This window comes from Chryseobacterium sp. HNCC26DJ238, assembly GCF_057180465.1.
Genome location: NZ_JBXUGI010000003.1, coordinates 125,850 through 146,553, shown reverse-complemented (window position 1 = coordinate 146,553; position 20,704 = coordinate 125,850). Strand labels below are relative to the sequence as shown.

The following is a 20,704-nucleotide window of genomic DNA, read 5'->3' as shown; positions in this document are numbered from 1 at the left end:
TGTATGTATATTGTGGTATTCAAAATTAAAAAAAATAAAATAATTCAAAAGTAAATGATATGTTATTTGTGTTAATTAATCATTATTCATGAAATTATAGTAGTCTGATTAGTAATTTTAAAGCTAAAATTCTTCATGAGTCATTAACGTGACTCACAAAAGAATTGAGCAACACTTTTTCTTTCATCTATATTTGAAAACGGTCACATTCTTTTGGGAGAAGTGTTGGAAATACAGAAAATGAAAAAATATACTGTCATTTTACAAAATAAATTGCCACATGATCAAGTTTATTCCCGTTAAATTAAAACCCTTTAATTTTTTAAACGCAGTATTCTGGACTCAATTTCTTTTCGGACATTTTTTAATCTGGAGTATGATGAAAAAGTAGTATAGCTGAAAAATACAGGAAAAAACGTGTAAAAACCAAACCCGTTTTCTGATGTCATAAAAATTGAAATTCCAATGATGCAAAGTAAGATAACTGAATTATACAGGAAACTTTTCTTTGCCTTGTCTTCGTTTTGATAAAGTTCGTCTATACTCTGTTGAGATAATGGTTTTTCAGTCATAATGTATGATTGTAAACAAATTAGAATATAAAGGTAGGATTATATTTTTTAATTATTCTCTTATTATATGTGCGACTTCTCATAAATAATAGTTAAAAATTTATTAAAATTTTAAATTTAATATCATTTTAAAGATGATCACTCTCAATTAAATTTTAAAATCGATTACATTTGTGATATGAGACACGACCAGCGAGCAGAAAAATTCAGGCAGATTGTGGAAAATAAATTCCAGATCTATAATTCATTATTTATGAGCCTGCCCTATGATAAAATGACGAATATCGGGATGCTTCTTCCCTTTCTTTACGAAGAAAGCAAGGATGGATACAAGGCAGGAAAGACCCCTGAGCAGATTGTAGAAGAATTCTTTGCCAACCATACCAGTTTAGAAACTGAAGAGCAGAAATTAGAACTGCTTTTCAAAATTATTCAGTATATCGAGAGACAGGTAGTTTTGTTTGACAGTATCGAGGATGCTGCCTTTCCGAATTTACATTCTGAAAGCGACAGCGGAACCGTCAATAATCTTTTTGAACGTTCGTTACAGGATCATAAACTGGAAAAAGTGCGGGAGAAATTAAAAGATTTTACGGTAAAAATAGTGTTCACCGCTCACCCTACTCAGTTTTATCCAAGTTCGGTACAGCGAATTCTCCATGATTTACGGAAATCAATCACTGATGATTCAATTACCAATATTGATATGCTTCTGCAGCAGCTTGGAAAAACACCTTTCGTTAATAAAGAAAAACCAACACCCATCGATGAAGCATTAAGTATTATTTACTATCTCAGATACGTATACTACGACACCATTGGCGAACTGTTTACAAAAATCAAAAAAACCTTTGGAAATGATCATTTTCACCTGCATGAAGATTTGATCCAGCTTGGCTTCTGGCCGGGCGGTGACAGGGACGGAAATCCTTTCGTAACAGCAGATGTAACCAAAAGAGTGTCGGAAGAACTACGCTCAGCAATTTTGAAATCATACTATGGAAATCTGAAAGACGTCAGAAGAAGGCTCAGCTTCAGAGGAGTTTCAGATGTTTTGGGACAGTTGAGTACCGAACTGTACACTGCAATTTTCAGGAATGAAAGAATTACCGCAGAAGATATTCTGAAAAGACTGAATGAGGCAGAAAAAATATTGGTTGAAGAACACAATTCTCTGTTCCTGGATCTGCTTGAAAATTTCAAAGACCGTGTTATGATCTTTGGAACCCATTTTGCGACACTTGATATCAGACAGGACAGCAGAATTCATCAACAGGTCATTGATGAGGTGTACAGAGCTAAATTTGGAGAATCTGAAGTGACTCATGTTGAGAAATTCAATCAGTTGATTCAGCTTTCAGAAAAAATAAATTCAGATGATTTCGAAGACATCATAAAAGATACTTTAATCAATGTAGCTCAGATAAGAGACATACAGTTTGCCAATGGAACCCGTGGAATGAATAGGTATATTATATCTAATTCTGATGCGGTAAAAGATGTGATGAATGTGTATGCGTTTTTTAAAATTTCCGGATACAGAGACGAGGACATCAATATGGATATCGTTCCGCTCTTTGAAACCATGGAAGGTCTGGATAATGCTGAGAAGGTCATGACTGAATTGTACAGCAATCCTGTTTATAAGCAGCATCTTGAAAGAAGAGGGAAGCAGCAGACTATTATGCTCGGATTTTCAGACGGAACCAAAGACGGCGGTTATCTGAAAGCCAACTGGGAAATTTATAAAGCAAAAGAAGTGCTTACCCAACTCTCAGAAGAAAACGGAATTAAAGTGGTCTTTTTTGACGGAAGAGGAGGTCCGCCGGCAAGAGGAGGGGGTAAGACCCATGATTTCTATGCATCTCAGGGGAAAACAATTGCCAATAACAAAATTGAACTGACCATTCAGGGACAGACCATCACCAGTATTTTTGGAAATAAGGAACAGGCAAAATATAATTTTGAGCAGCTTCTGACTGCAGGAGTAGAAAATGATGTGTTCAAAAATTCAAAAAAAGACCTGACAGAAAAAGAGAGAGCCCTTATTCTTGAGCTGGCCAATATCAGCTACAAAAAATACTCAGACTTAAAGGCTCATCCGATGTTTGTTCCCTATCTTCAGGAGATGAGCACGCTTGAGTACTATGGAAAAACCAATATCGGAAGCCGTCCCTCAAAACGTGGAGGTGATAATGAACTGAGATTTGAAGATTTAAGAGCAATCCCTTTCGTAGGCTCATGGTCTCAGCTGAAGCAGAATGTTCCCGGATTTTTCGGTTTCGGTTTCGCCATGCAGCAGTTGAAGGATGAGGGAAGATTTGATGAAGTAAGAGAATTGTACAGAGGCTCCGATTTCTTTAAAACTTTAGTTCTGAACTCGATGATGAGTATGAACAAATCGTACTTCCCATTGACCTACTATATTAAAGACAATCCAAAATTTGGTGAATTCTGGAATGTGCTTTTTAGCGAATATAATCTTTCAAAAGATATCATGCTGGAACTGACCGGTTTTAAACTCCTGCAGGAAGAAGATCCGCTGTCACGAAAGTCTGTGAAGATCCGTGAAAAAATTGTACTGCCGCTGTTGAGTATTCAGCAATATGCTTTAATGAAAATCCAAAAGGGAGAAGGCAACAGAGAAGCTTACGAAAAACTGGTAACGAGGTCACTGTTTGGAAATATTAATGCAAGCAGAAATTCTGCGTAATAAAATCGTATTCTCGGTTTTCAGTATGGCAAATTTGTGATTTTCAAGAATGCCTGAACCGGATTTTAAAACATTTTAATAAATAGAAAAACAGCTGCTTAATTTTTAAGCAGCTGTTTTTTTATTATTCTTTCAGAAATTTTTCATAATAAATCTGATCCTTTACCTGAATTTTCAGATAATAAGTTCCTTTTGCGAAATCCTGTACATTGACCGACTTCTGATGGTTAGATCTTAAAACCGATCTTCCGAGATTATCATAAATTTCAAGCAATACAACATCACCTTCAGTTGCGATATTCAGAATTGATTTTACAGGGTTTGGGAAAATGGCTATTTTTTCTTTTTTAACCAGATCAGAAGTGTTTAAAACCAGGTTGTATAAACTTCCGAAATTTAAAATGCCGTAACCCATCTGGTCTGTATGATTTGGGAATAGAGAAGCGGTCTGCTTTAACTGGGTTTTCATCAGGTTTCTGTTCATTCCCGGAAAAGCCTGAATAAGACACGCAACTCCTCCGGCAGCAATTGGAGTAGCAATAGAAGTTCCGGTGACGGATGTCGTGGTATTGTTATTTACACTTGCTGCTGCTGTCCCTCTTGCACTTGCGTCAGGCTTTATCACGCCTGCAGAGTTCGGTCCGTAGGATGAAAATCCGGAAGATGATCCTGCAGAATCTACAGATCCTATACTGAAAACCTGAGCATTATCTGCCGGTGTGGTAATATAATGCCAGGGCTGCTGTCCTGAATTCCCGGCAGCAATCAAAACAAAAATTCCTTTATTGGCAGCAATCTGGCTTCCCCTTGCAATAAATGAAGTCGTTCCGTTCATCTGGGCATAAGTATAGCTGTATTTTGGATCATCAAAAGTTGAATATCCTAAAGATGTTGTAATCACATCAACCCCTTTGCGGTCAGCTTCTTCGGCTGCTTCTATCCAATACATTTCCTCTTCAGGGATTTCTACTGCAGCATTTTCACTTCGGTACAGATAAAAATCTGCATCGGGTGCAGAACCCACGAAAGTATTCTGAATATATCCTCCGATAGCTCCGAGAACAACTGTTCCGTGATTGTTTAATGACGGATTGTAGATGTTTGTTGTTTTTGTGACAAAATCGTAGCCTCCTTTGATCCTGTTGTTGGTCCACAGTCTTGAAAATGCAGAGCCTGTATTAACGGTTGGAAAACCTGTGTCAATCACGGCAATGGTTACTCCAGTTCCGGTGAAGCCGGCAAGATGAAGCGGTCTGAGATTGATCTGGTCAATCTGTTCAGAGCCTGATCCGTAATCAAATGTTGTCAAAATCTTTTGAGGCTGGTCAAAATTTTCCCATTTATTGATGTTTTTGGTCTTTAAAACCAAAGAAGAGTTTTTGGCAAAACTTTCTACCGCAGATACAAAAGGTTGATTTTTAATAAGATTGACCTGAGCCTGGTTAGCGGTAAGGGCGACACCATTAAGCCATTTGGAAGAATCAGTAATTGTAAATCCTAAATTTTGGAGATTTTGAATATAAGATTGTTCGATCGGAGCATCCTGATCGTTCAGTGCAATTCCCAAAGCTGTTCTTCTGTCGAGTGCTTTTTGAGATAACTCTGATAGCGGATTGGCATAGAAAGCGCCTTTGTTAGGCTTGCTGTTAAAATAGACAAATACCAGTTCGCTTTGTGCCTTACCTACTCCGTAAACCGTTAAAAAACAAAATAATAAAACTTTTTTCATTGATTTCTTTTGTATAAAGATAAAACAAATTCAATAAAATTTTTGAAAGGATTTTAAAATCCTTATTTTTACGAAAATATTTGTTTATGAAATTACTGCATAAGAGAATAATTAAGATGTGGTGATTGCATGTAACTTAGAAAATAAAATTTACGTATGAAAAAAATACAGATGGTTGACTTGCAAAGTCAATATTACAAAATAAAAAATGATGTAGACAATGCGGTTTTAAATGTGATGGATTCTGCAGCATTTATCAACGGTCCTGAAGTAAAATCTTTCCAGAACGAGATAGAAACCTATCTTGATGTAAAACATGTTATCCCATGTGCAAACGGAACGGATGCTTTACAGATCGCTTTGATGGCTTTGGATCTTCAGGAAGGTGATGAGGTGATCACAGCTGATTTTACTTTTGCTGCGACTGTTGAAGTTATTCATTTGCTTAAATTAAAATCTGTGTTGGTAGATGTTGATTATGACACGTTCACGATTTCAACGGAACAGATCAGAAAAGCGATTACCCCAAAAACCAAAGCGATTATTCCTGTTCATATCTTCGGACAATGTGCGAATATGGAGGAAATCTTAAAAATTGCTGAAGAACATAATTTATTTGTCATCGAAGACAACGCACAGGCAATCGGTTCACAGTTTACTTTTTCAGACGGAAGTGTAAGACATGCAGGAACAATGTCAACCGTAGGAACGACCTCTTTCTTCCCATCAAAAAATTTAGGATGTTACGGAGACGGCGGAGCAATTTTTACCAATAATGGTGAGTTGGCTCACCGTTTAAGAGGGATTGTTAACCACGGCATGTACGAAAGATATTACCATGATGAAGTAGGGGTCAACTCACGATTAGACAGCCTTCAGGCTGCAATTCTGCGAAAAAAATTACCTAATCTGGATTCTTACAACGATGCCAGAAGAAAAGCTGCTGATTATTATGATGAAGCTTTTGCCGGAAATGAAAATATTTTAACACCGAAAAGAGCTGAATATTCAACTCATGTTTTTCATCAGTATACTCTGAGAATTCTCAATGGAAAACGTAACGAATTACAGAAATTCCTCACTGAAAAAGAAATTCCGGCCATGATCTATTATCCGGTAGCCCTTAGAAAGCAGAAAGCCTATTATCAGGAAAGCAACGACGCAGATTTTGTGAATACAGATCAGCTTTTGGAGCAGGTAATTTCCCTCCCGATGCATACAGAACTTGACGAAGAGCAGCTGAAGTATATTACGGATGCTGTGTTGGAGTTTATGGGGTAAAGCCGCTACTTTGTCAAAGTTGAAAATCTTTGCCAAAGTTTAAAACGATGAATGATGAGAATAAGAGAAAATCATTTAGAGCCAGACAGATTTTATCATATTTTTAATCGAGGAGTTAATTCTGGATTGGCTTTTTTGAACAATGAAAATTATAATTTTTTCCTTCGAAAAGTCAAAATCTATATAATTCCTCATTTCGAAATCTATGCCTACTGTCTGATGCCGAATCATTTTCATTTTTTACTGAAAGTTAAATCCGAAGTAGGTCATGATGCCAACTTTAAAAAAAGAGGTCTGCATTCTGAACCGTGTTTTTACAGCAAAGCACTAGGTAAATTAATGAGCAGCTATACACAATCATTTAATAAAGTGTACCAAAGATCCGGACCCGTTTTCGAATCGCCTTTTAAAAGAATTTTAGTTGACTCCGAGGAATACTTAAGAAATTTAATTATTTACATTCATCAGAATCCTCATGATTTTCAGGATTACAGATATTCTTCCTATCTGGCAGTAATCTCTAATTCTGAAACTTATATTCAGCGAGATAAAGTTTTGGAGTTATTTGATGACCGCAGAAATTTTATTGAATGTCATCAGAATAAAGATTTAAATTTGAATACAAACTTTGTCAAAGGTTTACAACTTTGACAAAGTAATAACTAACTACACACGACTCAAACAATGGCAATACTTGTAACAGGCGGACTTGGATATATCGGTTCCCACACAGTGGTAGAACTGATCAATAATCACTATGAAGTGGTTATTGTAGATGATTTATCCAATTCTGAAAAATTTATATTAAACAATATTGAGGAAATTACGGGGAGACGCCCCATTTTTTATCCTTTCGATCTAAAAAGAAAGGAGCTTCTCAATCAGGTTTTTGATGCACATAATATTGAAGGATGCATCAACTTTGCTGCTTTTAAGGCTGTCGGTGAAAGCCAGGAAAAACCGGTTGATTATTATGAAAATAATTTGTTTTCGTTAATTAATATTCTCCAGGAATTTAAATCAAGAAATATTTCTAATTTTATTTTCAGTTCATCCTGTACAGTTTATGGACAGGCGGATGAAATGCCGATCGATGAGAATACTCCGTTAAAAATGCCTGAAAGTGTTTATGGAAAGACCAAACAGATGGGCGAAGAGATTCTGAAAGATTTTGCTCACGCTTATAAAAGTAAGATCTGTCTATTAAGATATTTTAATCCGATCGGAGCGCATCCATCATCTTTGTTGGGCGAATTGCCTATAGGGGTTCCCAATAATCTTGTACCTTACGTCATGCAGACAGCAGCAGGAATTCGAGAGAAACTGAGTATTTGGGGGAATGATTACCCGACCGAAGATGGAACTGCAGTACGGGATTATATTTATGTTGTCGATTTGGCAAAAGCGCATGTCGCTGCCTTACAGAGCCTGATGAATAATAAATCAGAAGAGACCGTCATTGATACCTATAATTTAGGAACCGGAAAAGGCTCATCCGTTTTGGAAGTGGTACAGGCTTTTGAAACAGCCAATGATGTTAAAGTACCATATCAAATTTGCGACAGGAGGGAGGGTGATATTACGGTAGCTTATGCGAATGCTGACAAAGCTGAAAAAGAGCTTAGCTGGAAATCTGAAACTTCATTAGAAGAAGCATTGAAAACGGTATGGAATTGGCAGAAGTATTTGGAATCCAGAAAAAATTAGTTTAATTATTTACACCTATAATTATATATGAAAACCGACAGAATAGGAATTACATTTTCCTCATTTGACTTATTACATGCAGGTCACATCAAAATGCTTGAAGAAGCTAAAACAGTTTGTGATTACCTGATCGTTGGATTGCAGATCGATCCTTCACATGACAGACCTACTAAAAATAAACCGACCCAGACGATTGTTGAGAGATATATACAGTTAAGAGCAGTCAATGCAGTCGATGAGATCATCCCGTATTATACAGAAGAAGACCTTGAAGATATTTTAAAATCTTTTGTTATAGATGTAAGAATCATTGGAGACGATTACATGGACAGAGATTTTACCGGTAAAAAATACTGTGAAGAAAAAGGGATTGAGATCTTTTACAATAAAAGAGATCATCGTTTTTCGTCAAGTGATTTACGGAAAAGAATCTACGAAGCAGAAATGGCAAAACTTAAATAAAAAAGTCCCGAAAATTTAATTTTCGGGACTTTTTTATTTATGGGATTTGTCTAACTTCCATATTCATCATTCATCATTCATCATTCATCATCTACATCGGAGCCTGTTGGTCGTCTCCTGTCGCGTTAGAATTTACATCTTTCTTTCTTTTCGGCTGTTCTATTTTTTCACCCTGTTTGAATCTGTAGGTCAGGGATACCGCAAACTGTCTTGGCTGCCACTGCATATAAGAATCTCTGCTGAAATCTGCGGTATTGGTAGTACTTCTCATCGCACGGGTGTTGAAGATATCCTGAATATTGAAACTTACCGTTCCGTTCCCATCCCAGATTGTTTTTGAGGCACCGAAATTTAATGCATACATATCGTTTCTGGTCTGGTTTACCGCTTTCTGGGCACCTCTGTAGAATCCCTGTAACTGAAAACTAAAGGTTTTATCAACCTTGAACGTAGAGGTTAGCCTAGCTCTTGTTGAGAAACCATTTCCTTCAAAAGACAAAGGTTTACCTAATAATTCAGGAGCGTTGGAAATTCCGGTTGTTTTATATCCGAATAAATCAACATTTCCTAAAAATTTCAACCATTTGGTAGCGTCCCAATTAAAATTAAGATCTAAACCGTAACGGTCATCGGTTCCCAAATTGACAGGCTTGGTATGAAAAGCTCCGAAAATATCCGAGTACACCAGCATTTTTACATCATCAGTTGAATGTCTATAATAAAGAGTCGGGTTTACCGTAAATTTTCCTTTTGAAATACTGTATCCGAACTCGTAAGAGTCAACATATGAAGGATTTAGATCTATGTTTCCGTCAAAAATATTCTGGTTGTCCGTATAGCTCGGGTTCGGAATCAAAAAGAAAGATCTCGGTCTGTCAATTCTTCTGGAGTAATTCACTAAGAACTGATTGTCTTTTGCGATTTCATAACTTAAAAATACAGATGGGAATAAATTATTATAAGTTTTCTTGCTGTTAATATTGTCAGTATAGTAGTCTAAATTTGAATACTTAATATCAACCTGAGAATATTCATTTCTAAGTCCTACCTGATAACCTAAATTACCAATCTTACTTTTAAACTGTACATATCCGGCATTGAAAATTTCCCTGTAGTATGCATTGTAAGTAAAATTATTCAGGAAATGAAATTCCGGATTACTGATCGTTCTTTCTAAAACATCGTTATCATAAACGTTCTGATTGATATCTAAACGATAACCGGCTTCAATTCGTGAATTTTCACCAAGAGGAAGTTCGTAATCAGCCTTACCAACTAAAGTTTTGTTTTTGGTGGTCTGCTCAATCACATTCTGTAAGTTAAAAGCATTATTTTCCGTTTGATTGACATCAGTATTGTTATAGGATCTGTTGCTCTGCAAGCTCACCGACACAGATAAATTTTGTCCTTTGTCATCAAATTTATGATCAATACCGAAATCCCCCTGAAAGGCAAGATTGTCATTTGATCCGGTATTCATCCTTCTTACAAATGAATTGGGATCTCTTAAAAAACGGTAATCATAGGTGATATCGCCGATATTCTCACTTTCAAAAGTTCTTACCGTTGCTGAAGCATTAATTGAGGTTTTATCAGAAACGTCATACACAATTCCTGTAGAAGCATTGTAATTACTGTTATTGCTGTTGGTGATTGATTCCTGATCGGTTGAAGTTCTGTCAGCATCCAGAACAGCATTAAAGAACCTTGCATTGTTTCTGTTGGTATTCTTTGATTCTCTGTAGCCGCCGCCACCGTTTAGGAACCATGTAAGGTTGCCTTTTCTCCAGCTTAGGTTGGTATTTAAGTTTGTCTGGGGAAGATATCCCAAAGTTCCGATAACACTTCCGTTAAAACCGGTTTTCTTTGATTTCTTTAAGATAATATTTAAGATACCTGCCGTTCCGCTAGCCTCAAATTTTGAAGACGGATTGGTAATCACTTCTATTCTTTCAATCTGATCAGCAGGAATACTCTGCAAAGCGTTGGCACCATCATCAATTCCAAGAAGGGCAGAAGGCTTTCCGTTGATCAGAAATCTTACATTGGAACTTCCTCTCATGGATACCGTACCGTCAGTGTCTACTGAAACGGAAGGGACATTGGAAAGTACATCCTGAAGATTTCCTCCTTTACTGACAATATCCTGAGAAGGATCATAGGTTCTTTTATCCAGTTCTACTTTATAAGGCTTGGTAGCAACTGTAATAGTTACTCCCTGAATATCCTGAGTTTTTAGATTGGTAGGAGAAGTTTCAGCCTCTATAGACAAAGCCCCTATATTTCCTGCTGCAGCAATCTGCTTATTAACCACACTCTTTTTGAAATCGATTGCTTCGACAGAAATATCATAGTTTCCGGGAGTAAGTTCCAGTTGATACTGTCCTTTTTCATCAGTAAGTGTCGCGTCACTGAAGAGTTTATTTTCTTTGTGGCTAAAGGTTACGGAGGCGTAGGGTACAGGCTGATTGCTTTTGTCTACGATCGTTCCTGTTATTCCTACTTTTTCCTGTCCGAAGGCAAAAGCTGCTGCAGATAATACAAAGGTTAAACCCAGGGTTTTCTTTGTAATCATGCTGATTATTTCCGTCTGATTCATAAGATATTCTTTAGATGAAATCATAAAATAAACATTTATTATTACGAAATTAAAAAATGCTTATTCAACATGTTTTCACAATTTGTTTATTATTTTTAATAGATAGGTCGTTTATTATGATGATATGTTAATTGATAAATTGTTAAATTTTAGTTAAAAATATTTATTATTTGATATTTTTAGAATTTAGCCAGTCCTGATATGCCTTGGCATTAATAATATGCTGCTCTGCGCTGGCTGTAAATTTATGATAACCCATTCTTGCAGGATCTGCACACATAAATATATATGGGTTATTTTCCGCATTCAGCACCGCATCCACAGAATTTTTATCAACCACGCAGATCGGCCCCGGAGGAATTCCTGCGTTTGCGTAAGTATTATAGGGGGATGGGGTTGTCAGATGTTTGTAAAAGACTCTTTTAATAGGCTCTTTAAAATTCGTTTTTTTGTTCATCGCATAAATCACTGTAGGATCAGACTGAAGCTTCATTCCTTTTTTATAACGGTTTAGGTACAGTCCTGCGATTGTTTTCATTTCATCCGGTTTACCTCCGGACTCCTTATAAACAATGGATGCCAGTGAATAAACCTGATCCCTTGACAATCCTGATTTTTTTTCTTGCTTTATTCTGTCCGCAGTCCAGAACTGGATATACTGATCTTCAAATTTTTTGAAAAATTCTTTCGGAGTTACCGTCCAGAAAAAATTATAGGTATCAATAAAAAAATATTTTTTTAAATCTTCGGCATTGTTATATCCTTTCTCTGTTGCAATGGTATTCAGATCATTAACAAATCTAAGCGAATCAAGTTCTGTTTTCTTTGAAACTCTTCCCACCATCTGGTAAATATCTCCGAAATCTCCGATTCTGAATGAGTTTTCAGTCTGGTTTCCGGCTTTGATCATATTGACAAGCTCTGAATTACTGGCTCCTTTTCTGAAATGGTAACGGCCCGGTTTAAAATGCTGATCCATTGTTTTATCTTTAGCAACATCAGTGAAAGACTCCCTGTTATGGACAAATGGGGCAACTGAATCTAAAATCTGTTTAAATTCTGCACCGTGCGGAATTAAAACATAACCCTCTTTCTGTACATTGTTACCGTAATATTTCTTATAAAATTTAAAACCAAAAAATCCTGCCGCAGCAAGAATAATGAGTATGATAATGAGAATAGCTTTTTTCATTACAGATGAATTGATTAAAAGTTTTTGCTGTTATTAAACTGGATCTACCTTACCATAGAAAACCTGTTTTGCAGGACCTTCAAGCCAGATTTCACGGAATGCATTTCCGCTTTTTTCTGCATACACCTTAAGATCGCCGCCCAATGTTTTAACTTTTATGGAAGTTAGATTGTTATTTTGCAGAAAAGTTAAAGCAGAAGCCGTAACTCCTGTTCCGCAACTGAAAGTTTCATCCTCAACACCTCTTTCATAGGTTCTTACGAAAATTTCATCTTCAGATATATTTTCAACAAAATTTACATTAATACCTTTTTCCCGATAGTTTTCAGAATTCCTGATGTTTTTTCCTGCTTCGAAAACATTGAAGGTAGCAATATCATCTACATATTTTACGTAATGGGGAGAGCCGGTATCCAGAACTGCATCATTACCGTCAGTTGAAATTGTTTCTACATCGCTCATTTTTAACTTTACAATATCTCCGCTGATCTCAGCTTCATGGATTCCGTCAATAGCAGTAAATACTGTTTTATCATCTTTAAAAACCGACAGAAAATGAGCAAAAGCTACCGAACAGCGGGCTCCGTTTCCACAAAAGCTTTTAGAGCCGTCAGAATTGTAATAATCAACTTCAAAATCCACCCCTTCTGCTGTATTTATTTTAATCAGCCCATCTGCCCCTATTCCAAAACGACGGTCACAAAGTTTCTGAATATTTTCAACAGAAAGATGATTCCATTCTCCAGACCGGTTATCAATCATCACAAAGTCGTTTCCTGTTCCCTGATATTTGTAAAATTCCATACTTTTTTTACCTATTTTTTTATAAAAAACTAACGTGCAAAACTACTATAATAAAAACTAAAAACGAACAGCGATTGCTGTCCGTTCAGTTATTTAGAATAATTATTATCTGAATCCTCCTGATCTCGGAGAATTGTTCTGCGGTGTTGAAGGTGTTGTACTTTGAGTACTTGGCGTACTGTTTCTGAAACCGCTGTTACTGTTAGATCTCGGTGTACTAGGCTGTTGAGATCTCTGTCCGTTACTGTTCACATTTCCTGAATTTCTGAAACCGCTGTTACCTCTCGGAGAGCTGCTGTTATTGTTGTTTCTCGGATTGGTATAAGTACCGTTACTGTTTTGTGAACCTCTGAAACCGTTATTACCTCTAACGCTGTTGCCATTTCTCGGATTGGTATAGTTACCTCCATTGTTAGTCGGTGTATCTCTGAATCCGTTATTTGGTCTCTGCGTTGAGGTTCTTTTTTCTACATATACTCTTGTTCTGTTATTTCCATAATAATAAGGGGTACCATTATCATAATAATATCTCATATCATTTCTGTAGTAATAACCGTCATTACCATAATATCCTCCTGTATTATAATATCCCTGAGGAGCATAGTAATATCCGTCGTTATAGTAAGGATCTCCGTACGTTTCAGCATATCCGTTATTATAGGACATACAAGAAGTTAAACTGAGAGCAACCAATACTGTAAATGTTATTTTTATTAAATTTTTCATCTCTCTTACATATTGTTTTGTTGATAATTCTTCTTCCACTGAATGTAGCCAATGGCAGCCATAATACTAAAAACCAAATACTGTACCGAAGTAATTCCATAGCCTTTATAAATGTACATCGGAATGGAAATCAAATCTCCAATGATCCAGAAGATCCAATTCTCAATACGTCTTTTCGCCATCAGCCACATTCCGACTAAAAATACGGAAGTGGTCAAAATATCCATCCAGTTAGCCCAATCCAGATGATGGAAACCGTACTGTATATTTTCTGAAGTCAATTGATTATCCAGATAAGGTTTGTAATAATAAATGATCAGTACTAAAATGACACTGAACAGAAACAGCATTAAAGCAATCAGCCACTCTTTCTTTGTAGCCCGGGAAACTTCTACGTGAATACTGTCATCAGAATGTTTTCGCCATAAAACCCAGCCGTATATACTCATTATTGAGTAATATACGTTAATCATGCAATCACCCAACAGACCTGCAATAAAAAGAAGATATACATAAATAACAGTTGAAATAATCCCGGTAGGATAAACCCAGATATTTTTTTTAATGGAAAAGAATACGCTCAGAATTCCGAAAAAAGTTCCCGATGCTTCCAGAAAAATCTGTAAAACCGTATAGGTTTCGTACGGTTTTATAAAAAGATCATATAGATTCATGACTTCAAAAATAAGTAAAAAAACAGTCAGATTAATATGTTTAAAACAAGTGTTAATCAGTTTTTTATATTTTTAAATGTAAATTAAATCACGATTTTTTATTAATAAATGTTAATATCATTAAAATTTTTATATTTTCGTAAATCTTTAATAAATAAAAAAAATATGTCTAAAATTTGGGTTAAGAAACCAATGAGTGCGTATGAAGCTGATATCCAAAAGAGCCAGCTGAAGCGTGTTCTGGGGAAATGGAGCCTTACTGCTATCGGAATCGGAGCTATTATAGGAGGAGGGATTTTTGTACTTACAGGAACAGGTGCATATTATAATGCAGGTCCTGCACTTGCACTTTCTTTTGTCATTGCAGGTATTGCGTGCGTGTTTGCAGCTTTGTGTTATGCTGAGTTTGCTTCCATACTTCCAGTAGAAGGTTCAGCATATGCGTATGCTTACGGAACGGTAGGAGAAATTTTTGCATGGATCATCGGATGGGGTTTGATTCTGGAATATGCTATGGGATCGATGACGGTCGCCGTATCCTGGTCAGGTTATTTTGCAAAACTCCTCAAAATGTTTGGTTTACATTTGCCTTATTGGATGACTACAGATCCTGGAACCGCCCATAAAGCTTTCGGAGAGGCAACAAAACAGATCGCTGATGGGAAACTGTCTGTCGATAAATTACAGACATTTCAGGAAACTGTTGCCAATTTTAATGCAGCTCCGGAGCTTTTTGATATGAAGTTATTTTTAAACCTTCCGGCTTTAGTCATTGTATTGTTTGTTATTTCAATTTTAGTAAGAGGAACAAAAGGTGCAGCGAAAGCAAATAATTTCATTGTCATTTTAAAAGTGTCTGCAATTATTTTTGTGATTATTGCAGGATTGTTTTTTATAGATACTGCCAACTGGACTCCTTTTATACCGGAAGCCACAACGATTACAGAAAACGGAGTCTCCCATAAAGCATATGGTGTTGCCGGAATTGTCGCCGGAGCATCTGCAATTTTCTTTGCTTATGTAGGTTTCGATGCTGTTTCTACGCAGGCAGGAGAAGCGATTAATCCTAAAAAAGATGTGCCTTTTGCCATTATTACATCGTTGGTAACCTGTACTGTATTGTATATTCTGGTATCATTGGTGTTAACGGGAATGATGCATTATACTGATTTTAATCCTCTTGGTAAATATCCGGATGCGATCAAAGCTCCCGTTGCGTATGCATTTGATATCGCAGGGCAGGCTTGGGCTGGTTATATCATTACGATTGCTGCTACGGTAGGTTTAATTTCCGTTCTTATGGTTATGATAATGGGACAGTCAAGGATTTTCCTGGGAATGTCTAAAGACGGATTGATTCCAGCTACTTTTTCAAAAGTAAATACAGTGACAGGAGTGCCGACAAAGAATTTGATGATTCTGGGCGGTGTGATTGCAGTCATTGCTTCGCTTACCCCAATCAATGATCTGGCACATATGACAAGTTTCGGAACTTTATTTGCCTTTACGATGGTTTGTGTAGCAGTATGGGTGTTGAGAATTAAAGAACCGAAATTGGAGAGAAGTTTCAGGGTTCCTGCTTTACCGGTCATTGCTTGTCTGGGAATTGCTATCAATATTTACCTGATTTTCAACCTCAGCAAAGAAGCGCAGATGTATTCTTTCGGATGGCTGATTATCGGATTTATTATCTATTTCCTTTACAGTAAAAAACATTCAAAACTGCAGAATGGCGGTTATGGTGAAACGTTCAGTGCCGAACAGAAACCTCTAGAAGACGTTGATATTAATATTGATAATAAAGACTAAATTTAAATTCCGCTTTTTGCGGAATTTTTTTTGATTACATTTGATTGTTATGAAAAATAAAGTATCTGTCCTGTTATTATTCTTCTGCACTTTTTTGTCTGCGCAAGATGTAAGTTTTAAAACCTTATTAAATGATAAAATAAGTATCAGAGCTCTCGAAATATGGGACAGCAAAGTCTGGTACAGTGGAACCGATTCAAAATTCGGATATGTGGATCTTAAAAATCCTGAAGATCAGAAGCAGATAATACTTTCAGAGAAGAAACTCCAGTTCAGAACTTTAGGACAGGATAAAAAATCATTTTACGCCATTAATATTGAAAGTCCGGCCTATTTTTTTAAAATTGATAAAAGAAACCTTACGCATGAGGTTGTATTTACTGATACCGTTAAGACTGCGTTTTATGATGCACTTCATTTCGTTAATAACGATCTTGGAGTAGCTTTCAGTGATCCTGATGAAAGTCTCAGTTTAAAACTTGCATGGCTATTACCCAATGATGCAGGAATAGTACAGTATAAACTGAATTCTTCAGATCTCGGATCTCTTAAACTCAATGAGGGCGAAGCAGCATTTGCTGCAAGTAATACCAATATTGCGTCTTATAAAAAAAAGATATGGATTGCCACAGGTGGTAAAACATCCAGGATTATAAGGATAGAAAATTCAGACACGAAGATTTTTGAATTACCTTTTGTTCAGGGAACAAGTTCTCAGGGAATTTATTCTATTGATTTTTACGAGGACAAATTTGGGATTGCGGCAGGAGGGGATTATACAAAACAGGATGCCAATATCAACAATATTGCAACAACCAAAGATGGTGGAGACACCTGGCAGATTCAGGCTTCAGGACAAAATGCCGGATACATGACCTGTGTCAGAATAAAACCCGGATCAAAAGGAAAGGAGATCATTGCTGTGGGTGATCAACACATCAGCTATTCTTCAGATTTCGGAAAAACCTGGAAGAAATTATCGGGTGAAAAAGGATTTTACGTCTGTGAATGGATTGATGGAAATACCATGGTTCTGGCAGGTAAGGACAGAATTTCTCTTATGAAATTGAATTTTTAACTTCACTGATGAATATTTTAGAAAATAGTAATATCAGTTTTGTTAAAACCAAGAAAAACGTAAAAATTCTGAAGTATGCAGCTACGGATAATTGGGATATGGTTCATATGACAGGTATTTTTACCATACAAGCTATGGAGAAAATATAAAAAATATTGATTTTGCCGTAAAAGACTATTATGGTACAATAAATTATGATGACGTTACCACTATGTATAACAATATAGCATTCATAACTCTTTAGAGCATTATAGCAGCGCAGGAAATATTGATCTTGGGAAAAAATTTGCGGAAGAAGTATTTAGACTGATTACAAAATAAAGATGATAGATAAAGCCTAATATAATTCATGATTTAAAATTCGTAAGTTATAGCTAATTTTGCAGGGTGGAATTCACTTTAGGATTTCCCTGAAAATTTAAAATTTTAATGAGTTCTTTAATCGATAAATATAATATTCCCGGACCGCGTTACACTTCTTATCCCACAGTACCTTATTGGGATGAAAGTACTTTTTCCGCTGAAAAATGGAAAGAGACGGTTATCAGATCTTTTCGTGAAACAAATTCAGAAGAAGGAATTTCTATTTATATTCATTTGCCTTTCTGTGAGGCATTGTGTACATTTTGTGCCTGTCATAAGCGCATTACCAAACAACACAGTGTAGAAGTTCCCTATCTGGAAAGTGTTTTGAAAGAATGGAAATTATATCTTCAGTTATTTGATGAGAAACCCAAATTGAAGGAAATCCATCTGGGAGGTGGAACGCCTACTTTTTTTTCTCCGCAGAATTTAAAAACTTTATTAGAAGGCATTTTTTCAACCGTAGAAATTGCCGAACATCAGGAGTTTTCTTTTGAAGGACACCCGAACAATACAACGAGAGAACATCTGCAGACCCTGTATGATTTAGGATTCAGGAGAGCCAGTTTTGGAGTTCAGGACTATGATCTTAAGGTACAGAAAGCAATTAACAGAATCCAGCCGTTCGAGAAAGTAAAAGAGGTTACTGAAATGGCTCGTGAAATCGGCTACACCGGAATCAGTCATGATCTTGTTTTCGGACTTCCCCACCAACATTGGGATGCTATGGAATATACCATCCGTAAAACTTTAGAATTGAAACCGGATCGTCTGGCATTTTATTCTTATGCGCATGTCCCATGGGTCAAAGGAGTAGGGCAGCGTGGTTTTGATGAAAATGATCTTCCGAGCGGTGAAGAAAAGCGACGTTTATATGAAGACGGGAAACAGCTGCTGGAAGATCTGGGATACATTGAAGTGGGAATGGATCATTTTTCACTGGAGCATGATGATTTATACCAGTCTTTGATTCATAAAAAACTGCATCGTAATTTTATGGGATACACTTCCAGCAAAACCCAATTGATGGTTGGTCTGGGGATGTCTTCAATTTCAGATTCATGGTATGCATTTGCCCAAAATGTAAAAACGGTGGAAGAATATCAGAAAACAGTGGAAGAAGGGATCATTCCTGTGGTGAAGGGACACATTCTGAGTGAAGAAGACCTGACGATACGGAGGCATATCTTAAACTTAATGTGTCAGCTTGAAACGAGTTTTGATATACAGAATGCTTTCCCAGAGCTGGAAAACGCTTTACAGATGCTTAAAGAAATGGAAAAAGATGAATTGGTTGAAATTCATGATCATCAGATAAAAATTACTGAAAAGGGCAGGGCTTTCACCAGGAATGTTGCCATGGTTTTTGATCTGAGAATGATGAGGAATAAACCGGAAACCAGAATTTTTTCAATGACTATATAATATAAACAAGCGATTCAGAGGAGAATCGCTTGTTTTCTTAAAAATAATGGTTATTAGGTTTCGCCCAGTGTTTTACTTGATAATTAATTTTTGAGTATGCTCCTTCAGGTCTCCTGATTTTATGTTGATATAATAGACACCAGGTGTAATTCCTGTCACATCAAAGCTGTTTTCACTGTCAAGTTTGATGCTGTCGATTACTTTCTTTCCTTCAGTACTGATCAGTTCAACTTTAGCATATCCTGTCTGCAGCCCCTCTACAAAAACTCTTTCATGCGCAGGATTTGGATGAATTCTAAGATCGTTAAAAATATTTTCCTGAATTCCTAAAGTTGATGTAGTGATCTTATAAATAGTTCCATTGTTGACTGCAGCAACATATAATTCTTTCTGATTATCTTCTCCAAACGTCGAAAAATTATTCCCGGTAAATGCAGGTGTCCAGGTAATGGTATTGTTGCTGTCTAAAGTTCCGATCTGTGCAGAGCAGTAATCTGCAAAAAAATATTTACCCTGAAGACCTGGTGAAGCTGTTCCGCGGTAAACGTAGCCTCCTGTGACAGAACATTTACCACCGGAATGATCATACACCGAAATTGGGAAAGTCATACTGGCTGGCAAAGGACATCCACTATTGTTATAAGGATCATTGCCCTCATAACAGCGCCATCCGTAATTAATTCCCGGAGTTGCTGCTGGCATTCTGTTGATTTCCTCAATGAGACCCTGACCCACATCAGCAATCATAACGTTTCCTGCAGTCCGGTCAAATGAAAATTTCCATGCATTTCGTAAACCGTAGGACCATATTTCGTCAGCACCATCCACGCCTGCTCCTGCAAAAGGATTGCCTGCCGGAATATTATACGGACCTGTAGCATTAATATCAATTCTCAACATTTTACCTAATAAAGAATTTTTATTCTGAGCGTTGTTATTAGGGTCACCACCATTTCCTCCATCTCCGGTGACCACCCATAAATTACCGTCCGTAGCAAAATGCATACTTCCGCCGTTATGGTTATCAAAAGGCTTTGGAATATTTAAAATAATTTTCTCAGTGGTATCATTCGCTACATTTGGATTGGTGGTACTTACAGAATATCTGGCAACAATAATATTACCTGCGGTATTGTTATAATAAACAAAAAAGTATCCATTGGTTGCATATTGGGGATGAAATGCTAAACCCAGAAGCCCCCTCTCTCCTCCAAAATTCACTTTTGAACTGATATTTAAAAAATCGGCTGCATTGACCGTGCCATTAGGCTGCACAATTTTGATGATTCCGTTTTGCTGTACAACAAATAAACGGGAATCATTAGCATTAGTGATTTCCACAGGATTGGAAAAACCTGTTGCAAATTGAGTCAGTGCAAAATTCTGCGCATTGAATGATATTGCAGACAATAAAGCTGCGGAAAGTAGTATTTTTTTCATAATATTTTGATATATAGTGTATTATGCTAAATGAAAATTTCGTACCAAAAGAGAATTGAAAAAGGCTTTAAAAAATATAAGAGGGATTGCAGCATCTCAATAGCACAGATAATCCCGATATATCTGAAAA

Annotated in this window: 15 protein-coding genes; 8 read left to right on the top strand and 7 right to left on the bottom strand. The window is 36.6% G+C overall.

Annotated elements, in window-relative coordinates:
* The first annotated feature begins 750 nt into the window (after window positions 1–750).
* Entirely contained in the window at window positions 751–3,285 is a 2,535-nt protein-coding gene (locus tag AC2A07_RS03730; RefSeq protein WP_484049270.1) for a phosphoenolpyruvate carboxylase, read from the top strand.
* 124 nt (window positions 3,286–3,409) lie between these two features.
* Here AC2A07_RS03730 and AC2A07_RS03725 read toward each other — a convergent pair whose 3' ends face one another.
* Window positions 3,410–5,014: a S8 family serine peptidase gene (locus AC2A07_RS03725; protein WP_484049269.1), complete on the bottom strand. Its 1,605-nt coding sequence runs from the start codon at window positions 5,012–5,014 to the stop codon at window positions 3,410–3,412.
* A gap of 156 nt (window positions 5,015–5,170) precedes the next feature.
* Here AC2A07_RS03725 and AC2A07_RS03720 point away from each other — a divergent pair, with 156 nt between their 5' ends.
* Genes AC2A07_RS03720 through AC2A07_RS03705 form a run of 4 tightly spaced genes read left to right on the top strand, consistent with a single transcriptional unit; the run spans window position 5,171 to window position 8,464 of the window.
* Window positions 5,171–6,295 carry a DegT/DnrJ/EryC1/StrS family aminotransferase gene (locus AC2A07_RS03720; protein ID WP_484049268.1) on the top strand — a complete coding sequence of 375 codons (1,125 nt, stop codon included), beginning with the start codon at window positions 5,171–5,173 and terminating at the stop codon, window positions 6,293–6,295.
* 51 nt (window positions 6,296–6,346) lie between these two features.
* The gene (locus AC2A07_RS03715; protein ID WP_484049267.1) at window positions 6,347–6,946 is read left to right on the top strand and encodes a transposase; all 600 of its coding nucleotides are present in this window, start codon (window positions 6,347–6,349) and stop codon (window positions 6,944–6,946) included.
* Window positions 6,947–6,979: 33 nt separating this feature from the next.
* Window positions 6,980–8,002, top strand: coding sequence for a UDP-glucose 4-epimerase GalE (gene galE, locus AC2A07_RS03710; RefSeq protein ID WP_484049266.1), 1,023 nt, complete (start codon window positions 6,980–6,982; stop codon window positions 8,000–8,002).
* A gap of 27 nt (window positions 8,003–8,029) precedes the next feature.
* Window positions 8,030–8,464, top strand: coding sequence for an adenylyltransferase/cytidyltransferase family protein (locus AC2A07_RS03705; protein ID WP_264749466.1), 435 nt, complete (start codon window positions 8,030–8,032; stop codon window positions 8,462–8,464).
* A gap of 91 nt (window positions 8,465–8,555) precedes the next feature.
* On the opposite strand, the gene AC2A07_RS03700 is transcribed toward AC2A07_RS03705, so the two are convergent.
* The 5 genes from AC2A07_RS03700 to pnuC form a co-directional block, all read right to left on the bottom strand.
* A complete protein-coding gene (locus tag AC2A07_RS03700) occupies window positions 8,556–11,063 on the bottom strand; it encodes a TonB-dependent receptor domain-containing protein (protein ID WP_484049398.1) in 2,508 nt (835 codons plus the stop codon).
* Between the two features lie 166 nt (window positions 11,064–11,229).
* Window positions 11,230–12,255, bottom strand: coding sequence for an endolytic transglycosylase MltG (mltG, locus tag AC2A07_RS03695; protein ID WP_484049265.1), 1,026 nt, complete (start codon window positions 12,253–12,255; stop codon window positions 11,230–11,232).
* A 33-nt stretch (window positions 12,256–12,288) separates the two neighbouring features.
* Window positions 12,289–13,059, bottom strand: a complete 771-nt coding sequence (gene dapF, locus AC2A07_RS03690) for a diaminopimelate epimerase (protein WP_484049264.1) — start codon at window positions 13,057–13,059, stop codon at window positions 12,289–12,291.
* A gap of 105 nt (window positions 13,060–13,164) precedes the next feature.
* On the bottom strand, window positions 13,165–13,785 hold the full coding sequence (locus AC2A07_RS03685) for a hypothetical protein (RefSeq protein WP_484049263.1): 621 nt from the start codon (window positions 13,783–13,785) through the stop codon (window positions 13,165–13,167).
* Between the two features lie 5 nt (window positions 13,786–13,790).
* Window positions 13,791–14,459, bottom strand: coding sequence for a nicotinamide riboside transporter PnuC (pnuC, locus tag AC2A07_RS03680; protein ID WP_484049262.1), 669 nt, complete (start codon window positions 14,457–14,459; stop codon window positions 13,791–13,793).
* A 165-nt stretch (window positions 14,460–14,624) separates the two neighbouring features.
* Here pnuC and AC2A07_RS03675 point away from each other — a divergent pair, with 165 nt between their 5' ends.
* The 3 genes from AC2A07_RS03675 to hemN all read left to right on the top strand — a co-directional run bounded on the left by AC2A07_RS03675 (window position 14,625) and on the right by hemN (window position 19,134).
* The gene (locus AC2A07_RS03675) at window positions 14,625–16,268 is read left to right on the top strand and encodes an APC family permease (protein WP_484049261.1); all 1,644 of its coding nucleotides are present in this window, start codon (window positions 14,625–14,627) and stop codon (window positions 16,266–16,268) included.
* 49 nt (window positions 16,269–16,317) lie between these two features.
* A complete protein-coding gene (locus tag AC2A07_RS03670; protein ID WP_484049260.1) occupies window positions 16,318–17,346 on the top strand; it encodes a WD40/YVTN/BNR-like repeat-containing protein in 1,029 nt (342 codons plus the stop codon).
* A gap of 429 nt (window positions 17,347–17,775) precedes the next feature.
* On the top strand, window positions 17,776–19,134 hold the full coding sequence (gene hemN, locus AC2A07_RS03665) for an oxygen-independent coproporphyrinogen III oxidase (protein ID WP_484049259.1): 1,359 nt from the start codon (window positions 17,776–17,778) through the stop codon (window positions 19,132–19,134).
* A gap of 72 nt (window positions 19,135–19,206) precedes the next feature.
* On the opposite strand, the gene AC2A07_RS03660 is transcribed toward hemN, so the two are convergent.
* Entirely contained in the window at window positions 19,207–20,574 is a 1,368-nt protein-coding gene (locus tag AC2A07_RS03660) for a PQQ-dependent sugar dehydrogenase (RefSeq protein WP_484049258.1), read from the bottom strand.
* Window positions 20,575–20,704 lie beyond the last annotated feature (130 nt).